This window comes from Mesorhizobium sp. M7A.F.Ca.CA.002.09.1.1 (genome assembly GCF_003998555.1).
Classification (GTDB): domain Bacteria; phylum Pseudomonadota; class Alphaproteobacteria; order Rhizobiales; family Rhizobiaceae; genus Mesorhizobium; species Mesorhizobium ciceri.
Window position 1 is genome coordinate 1 of the sequence record NZ_RZRR01000746.1, and the last position, 2,848, is coordinate 2,848.

The window sequence follows — 2,848 nt, forward strand, 5'->3', positions numbered from 1 at the left end:
TTTCGCGTGGGCTGACGCTCGACCAGATGCGCGACGATCCCGGTATCACCACCATCATCTCGATGCCGTCCAATGCCCTGCCCCGGCCGATCGCCGAGACATGGAAACTCTTGTCGGTCAGCGTCAGATTGGTGAAATAAGTGTCGAGATGGCGAGAGTTTGCCGGCAGCTCCACCGGCGCGCAGACCTGGTTGCCCAGCATGTGGATGCAGTTGAAATGCTGCGCCAGCCGTGTGAGATCCGAATAGTCGCGCAAATTGCCGGCGCGGCGGCCGCGCTCCATGTCATGGACATTGGGCGGCCCGGCAACGAGGGTGAAATTGATGGTGTTGCCGCCCAGATGAACCGCGTTGGCCGGGTTGCGCGGCGTCAACACATAGCTGGGCTGCGTGGTCTTCAGCACGTCTTCGATCAGGCCGCGATCGATGCGGACATTCGCTGAGGCATGATCGACCCTGGCGCCGGCCTTCTCGAACAGCGACAGCGCGCGCGGACTCATCACCTCGATGCCGAAATTCTCCAATATGTGCATCGACGCCTGATGGATCTGCTCGATCTGATCGGGCGACAGCATGGCCATTGGCGGATAGGGATTGGTCACCCGCCTGAGCGGCAGTTGCGGAATGGCCGATGGCCCCCGATTGCTGGTGCGCTCGGCGCCGCGTTTGCGTCTTGGTTCGTTCATGCCTGGCATCAAAGCCCCGGCAAACCAGGCAAGCTGTCATAAATACGCCGTTTGCGGGCGTGATTTTAGCCACGGCGGCATTTCCGCAGTATCCATTTATAGAATACGACGAAATATGTCGGATTGTTGATATGGGATTTCCTCGAGCGACCGCTCGGGCGAAGCGTTAATGGACGCTGCAAGATTCCCTTTATGATTTCGGCCTATTGCTCTGCCGATGCGTAGTTCGAGTTTTAGTAAAATTGGTGCGGTTTGCGTGCTGCTGGCGCTTTCGGCCTGCGCCACGCCGCCCAATCACATCAACAATGTCTGCGCCGTCTTCGACCAGAATGACGGCTGGTTCGACAACTGGCAGTCTGCCGCCGAGCGCACCCAACAGAAATATGGCATTCCCGTTCCCGTACTGATGGCGACGGTGCGCAAGGAATCGGGCTTCAAGAGCAATGCAAGGCCGCCGCGTACCAAGCTGCTCGGCTTCATTCCGTGGAAGCACGTCTCCACGGCCACCGGCTTCTCGCAGGCGCTGGACGGCACCTGGTCGCAATATCAGCGCGAGACCGGCAACTGGGCGGCGCGGCGGACGAAATTCGCCGATGCGGTCGATTTCGTCGGCTGGTATCATTCCAAGACATCTGACACCTACGGCGTCGCCCGCAACGACACCTACAATCTCTACCTTGCCTACTATCTCGGCTGGACCGCCTATGGCCGCGGCAACAGGGGCGATGCCGGTGTGCAGGGCTATGCCCGGGCCACCGACAAGATGGCGCGGGACTATGCCCAGCAGTTGAGCGAGTGCGGGAACTGAGCTTGCCGCATCGTTGATCTCGATCTTCGGACTGTCAGCTCGGCCTTTTGCCGCGCGGACGCTTTGGTGGCGTGCCAGCAAAACCGGGGCCATCGCCATGCGGCGCGTCGTCCGGCATACCTTCGTGCGCGGCGTGTTCCTTGTCGAACTTGATCACGGGCTCCATCTTGGCCAGCACGTCGTCGGAGAGCCAGCACAGGCTCATATGACCGTCGCCGAGATGCTTGACCGGCGGCACCTTGGTCTCGCAGAGATTGTCCGGCACCAGCTTCTTGTAGCCGCAACGGGTCTGGAACGGACACCCGGATGGCGGGTTCATCGCCGACGGGATGTCGCCTTCCAGCACGATGTGCTTCTTCACGACACTCGTGTCGGCGATCGGGATCGCCGACAGCAGCGCCTCGGTATAGGGATGATAGGGCGGTGCGAAGATCTGGTCGGTCGTGCCTTGCTCGACGATATAGCCGAGATACATGACGACGACGCGGTCGGCGATGTAGCGAACGACGGAAAGATCGTGGCTGATAAACAGCATCGTCGTCTTGTTCTTGCGCTGGATGTCCATCAGCAGTTCGGTCACCGCCGCCTGCACCGACACGTCCAATGCCGAGACCGGCTCGTCGGCCACCACCACCTTGGCGTCACCGGCAAAGGCTCGCGCCACGCCGATGCGCTGCTTCTGGCCGCCCGAAAGCTGACGCGGCTTGCGGGTTTCGAATGCCCGCGGCAGCTTCACCAGGTCGAGCAGCTCCAGCATCCGCTTGCGGCGATCGGCAACCGTCTTGCCGACATTGAACTTCTCCAGCGTGCGGATGATCTGCGAACCGACCGAATGGCTGGGATTGAGCGTGTCGAACGGATTCTGGAACACCATCTGGATCGACGACACCGTGTCGACGCTCCGTTTGTCGATCCCCGTCGACTGGATTTCCGTGTTGCCCAGCGTCACCGTGCCGGCACTTGCCGTCTCCAGCCCGAGCAGCACCTTGGCCAGCGTCGACTTTCCGCAGCCGGATTCGCCGACGATGGCGACCGTCTCGGATTCGCGCGCCATGAACGAGATCGTCTCGTTGGCCTTGACGACGCGGCCCTCGCTCGAGCCGAACACCTCGCTGCCGCCGACCCTGTAATATTTTCTGAGGTCCTCGATCTTGAGCACCGGCGCGCCGGGCATGACGCGCTCATTGACCTTCTTGGCACCGGGTGGCAGCGCTTCCCAGTCGATCTCGTTGAAGCGCACGCAGCGCGAGAAATGGCCTTCATGACCAGCGACCTCGATCATCGGGATTTCGGCGGCGTTGCAGACACCCTCGACGAAATGGTGGCAGCGCGGGCCGAAATTGCAGCCCTTGGGC

General features: G+C 61.4%; 3 protein-coding genes. 1 reads left to right on the forward strand and 2 read right to left on the reverse strand.

Annotation, left to right across the window (positions count from 1 at the left end):
- Positions 1–685 (reverse strand): trimethylamine methyltransferase family protein (locus tag EN994_RS25540; protein WP_206530497.1); only part of this gene is annotated, 685 nt, incomplete at its 3' end.
- A 217-nt stretch (positions 686–902) separates the two neighbouring features.
- Between EN994_RS25540 and EN994_RS25545 the strand changes: the two genes are divergently transcribed.
- The gene (locus EN994_RS25545; protein WP_013530886.1) at positions 903–1,493 is read left to right on the forward strand and encodes a transglycosylase SLT domain-containing protein; all 591 of its coding nucleotides are present in this window, start codon (positions 903–905) and stop codon (positions 1,491–1,493) included.
- A gap of 34 nt (positions 1,494–1,527) precedes the next feature.
- Here the strand turns inward: EN994_RS25545 and EN994_RS25550 are convergent.
- Positions 1,528–2,848, reverse strand: a 1,321-nt coding sequence (locus tag EN994_RS25550; protein ID WP_164746184.1) for an oligopeptide/dipeptide ABC transporter ATP-binding protein, incomplete at its 5' end; no start/stop codon positions are given.